This window comes from Mycobacterium sp. ABE4_509 (genome assembly GCF_056160785.1).
On sequence record NZ_JBSWXU010000244.1, the window covers coordinates 1 to 3,912 of the forward strand.

Here is a 3,912-nt window from a genome sequence, read left to right on the forward strand (position 1 = left end):
GTGCTGCTGGCCCGGGCTCCGCGCTCGGGCGGGCACTGGCTGTCGGTCGCCGAGGCCGCGGTGCGGGGCCCGATCCAGATCGCGGTCGCCTGCGAACGGCCGGATTCGGCGCTGCTGGTTGCGGCGCGCGAGCTGGCACCGGGCGGCGCGGTGGTGGTGGGCGGACCCGCGGACTCTTCGGAGTTGCTGCGTGACCGGCCCCGCGTCGGTGGCGCCGACGCGGCGTATGTGTGCCGCGGCCGGGCCTGCGACCTACCGGTCACCGCTGCCGAGGATCTCGCTGCCGCGCTTCGGCGCTCCGTGTAGCGTGCCGCACATGAGCTTCGAGCCCGATGTCCTGCAAGGTTTCGTCCAGCGCTACCTCGACACCGTCGCCGGCGGCAAGGCCGACGAGGTCGCCGCGCTCTACGCCGAGGACGCCACCCTCGAGGATCCGGTCGGCGGCGGCGAGGTGCACATCGGGCGCCAGGCCATCGCCGGTTTCTACAAGGTGATGGAAGGTGGCGAGATCGCCACCGAGCTGCTGGCTTTCCGCGCCGGCGGACACGAGGCGGCGTTCATGTTCGCGATCACCGTCGGCGGGTCGATGCGCATCGAGCCCATCGAGGTGATGACGTTCGACGGTGAGGGCAAGATCGCGTCGATGAAGGCCTACTGGGGCCCGCAGAACGTCACCCAGCTGTAGCGATTTCGGCGTGATCGTCGTCGCTGAGCGCAGCCAACCACGCCGAAATCACTAGAAGACGGCGAACCACATCGCGATGTAGTGGCAGATCGCCGCGACCGCCGTGCACGCGTGGAAGAACTCGTGATGGCCGAACGTCGTCGGCCACGGGTTCGGCCACTTCAGTGCGTAGAGCACCCCGCCGATGCTGTACAGCGCGCCGCCGACGATCAGCAGCACCACCGCGGCCACCCCGGCGCCGTGCATGATCGGCCCGATGAACCACGCCGCCACCCAGCCCAGCAGGATGTAGAGCGGAACCCCCAGCCACCGCGGCGACGACGGCCACAACATCTTCAGCGCGACACCGGCCAGCGCACCACCCCAGACGATCCAGAACAGCACCATCCCTTTGGTTTCGGGCAGTGCCAGCAGCGCGAACGGGGTGTAGCTGCCCGCGATGAACACGAAGATCATCGAATGGTCGGCGCGCTTCATCCACTTGCGCGCGGTGGCCGACTTCCACTCCACCCGGTGGTAGGTGCCGCTGACGGTGAACATCGCCACGATCGTCAGCGTGTAGATCAGCGTCGCGATCCCGGCGCGGGTCGACTCCACCGACCAGGACACCGCGACCAGCGTGGCCCCGCAGATGACCGCGATGACCGCCGAATACACGTGGATCCAGCCGCGCAGCCGCGGCTTGCCCAGGAACTGGGCGACCCCCTCGGCGACCGCCTCGGGCAGATCCTCGGGTCCGCGCTGCGCGTCGTCGGTGTCCCTGGGATCGACTGATGTCGGCACGTCAACCTCCACTGACTGGCATGGCGCTTCCCCACGCCACAGTAGTCTGGAACATCGTGGACCTCATTCCGCGGCGACTCAAGGAGCCGATGTACCGGCTCTATGAGATGCGGCTGCGTCACGAGGTCGCGCCGGCGCGCTCGGAGCTGCCCCGCCACATCGCGGTGCTGTGCGACGGCAACCGCCGCTGGGCCCGTGAGCTCGGCCACAACGACGTCAGCTACGGCTACCGGATGGGTGCGGCCAAGATCGCCGAGATGCTGCGCTGGTGCCACGAGGCCGGCATCGAGATGGCCACCGTGTACCTGCTGTCCACCGAGAACCTGCAGCGCGATCCGGACGAACTGACCTCGCTGATCGAGATCATCACCGATGTCGTCGAGGAGATCTGCGCGCCGGTCAACCAGTGGAGTGTGCGCACGATGGGCGACCTGGAGCTGCTCGGCGAGGAGCCCGCCCGCCGGCTGCGCGACGCGGTGCGATCCACCAACGGCAACGGTCCCGCCGACGGTGCGGTGCCCTTCCACGTCAACGTCGCGGTGGGGTACGGCGGCCGCCAGGAGATCGTCGACGCGGTCCGCGCGCTGCTGGCCAAAGAGCTGGCCAACGGCGTCACCGGCGACCGGCTGATCGAGGCCGTCACCGCCGAGGCCATTTCGGAGAACCTGTACACCTCGGGGCAGCCCGACCCGGACCTGGTCATCCGAACCTCCGGTGAGCAGCGGCTGTCGGGCTTCCTGCTGTGGCAGAGCGCCTACTCGGAGATGTGGTTCACCGAGGCCTACTGGCCGGAGTTCCGCCGGGTCGACTTCCTGCGCGCGCTGCGCGACTACAGCGCCAGGCACCGGCGCTACGGGCGATAGGCGAGTCGGTGATGGTCGCCCTCTCCGGACTGCTCTTCGGTCTGAGCTGGTGGCTGGGGCTGTATCTGTTGGCCCGCGACCCGCGCAAACCGGTGCTGGTGCTGGCCGCGATCGGGCTGACCGGTTTCGCGGCCGTGGTGGCGCTGGACGCTGTTCGGCTGGTCAGCGAGTCGGAGTCGTTGAGCCGCATCGAGATCTACCTCGTCGCCGTACCCGGCGTCGCCTGGTTCGCGGTACTGCTGGAGTTGTCGCGGCCCCGCGACACGTGGCGGGGCAGGGCCGGCGAAGGGGCCCTGGTCGCCGGCGTGGCGGTGGTGGCGTTCCTGGGCGCGACGATGGCCGGCGGCGTCGACGGCCCGCTGCGGCTGGGGCACTGGGTGATGTTCGCCGCCCTGTCGGTGCCGGTGCTGGCCGCGATGGTCCGGGCGGTGGCGCGACACTCGCAGCCGGGCCCGGTGGTCGGGTTCCTCGTCGTCGCGACGTTGTTCTTCGCCCTCGGCAACGCCATCCTGATCATCCCGCTGGGGCTGGTGCCCAGCTGGCTGGCGCTGGCGTCCACCGGATTCGACGTCGCGCTGCTCGGTATCGCGGTGGCGATCGGCGACGCCTTCGACGAAGGCCACGCGCTGCGCAAGGACATGCTGAGATCGTTCGCCGGGACGTTTCTGGTGGCGGCGTTGTTCGGCGGCCAGGTGCTGATCGGGATCGCGGTCGCCGGTCTGAGCACGACGTTGACCGTGCTGTTGTTCACCAGCCTGGCCATCGCCATCGCGATCAATGTGCTGGCCGATCCGCTGGCCGGGCTGGTCGACCGGCTCGCGTTCTCCCGCTCCCCGGAGTTGCGCGCCGATCGCGCCGCGCTGCGCGGAACCGAGGCGGCGCTGCCCAGACGCGCGGCCGGCCCGCTCGACGACATGGACTCCGACACCTTCGTCCGGGTCACCCGGCGCGCGCTCGGGCACTACGGCGACCTGTCCAAGCTCGTCGCCAGCCCGCTGACCGCGCTGCCGCTCATCGACGAACGGCTGGCCCGCCGGGGCGCGCCCGATCAGCCGCTGGAGCGGGCCAACGAACTCAAGGCCCTGCTGGCCGAACGGATCGACGGGCTCAAACCACGCGACGGCGGCGACTTCGGGACCACCGAACAGTGGCGCCACTACAACTCGCTGTACTTCCCCTATGTGGCGGGCGTGCGGGCGTACGCGCAGAACGCGACGGCGGCCGGTCTTGACCCGGTCGCGCGGCAGGCCTGGCAGTGGTTGGTCACCGAGGTGCCGCAGCGCTCGCTGCACAACTGGCAGAACGCGGCGGCGCGCGTCATCGCGATGGATCTGCGCAGCGACCTCGTCTCCACCCGCTAGCGCAAACCCCGGCCCGGGGCGCTGACCTGCGGTTGGCAGTATCTGGCAGCCGACGGTGTCGAGTTGGCAGCGGCGGCTGCGAACCATCGATGCCATGACCGCCAACCCCATCGCCACCGCCGCTGGCGCCTCGGCCGACACCGCCCACCTGCTGCGGTTCGCGCTGCGCGCCGACGCCACGCTGTGCGGCGGGCTCGGTCTGGTCGTCGCGGTGGCCGCC

At 70.2% G+C, this 3,912-nt stretch carries 4 protein-coding genes and 1 pseudogene; 4 read left to right on the forward strand and 1 reads right to left on the reverse strand.

Going from position 1 to position 3,912, the window contains the following annotated elements; genetic code table 11:
• Together ACXAID_RS27290 and ACXAID_RS27295 are read left to right on the forward strand one after the other, a co-directional pair.
• Nucleotides 1-306 (forward strand): annotated as a pseudogene (locus tag ACXAID_RS27290) (hypothetical protein); the annotation flags it as partial.
• Nucleotides 307-316: 10 nt separating this feature from the next.
• The gene (locus ACXAID_RS27295) at nt 317-685 is read left to right on the forward strand and encodes a nuclear transport factor 2 family protein (RefSeq protein ID WP_475025299.1); all 369 of its coding nucleotides are present in this window, start codon (nt 317-319) and stop codon (nt 683-685) included.
• Nucleotides 686-736: 51 nt separating this feature from the next.
• Here the strand turns inward: ACXAID_RS27295 and trhA are convergent, their stop codons facing one another.
• On the reverse strand, nt 737-1,468 hold the full coding sequence (gene trhA, locus ACXAID_RS27300) for a PAQR family membrane homeostasis protein TrhA (protein ID WP_475025300.1): 732 nt from the start codon (nt 1,466-1,468) through the stop codon (nt 737-739).
• Between the two features lie 56 nt (nt 1,469-1,524).
• On the opposite strand from trhA, the gene ACXAID_RS27305 reads away from it, so the two are divergent.
• Together ACXAID_RS27305 and ACXAID_RS27310 are read left to right on the forward strand one after the other, a co-directional pair.
• Entirely contained in the window at nt 1,525-2,331 is an 807-nt protein-coding gene (locus ACXAID_RS27305; protein ID WP_475025302.1) for a (2Z,6E)-farnesyl diphosphate synthase, read from the forward strand.
• A gap of 11 nt (nt 2,332-2,342) precedes the next feature.
• Entirely contained in the window at nt 2,343-3,692 is a 1,350-nt protein-coding gene (locus ACXAID_RS27310; protein WP_475025301.1) for a M48 family metallopeptidase, read from the forward strand.
• Nucleotides 3,693-3,912 lie beyond the last annotated feature (220 nt).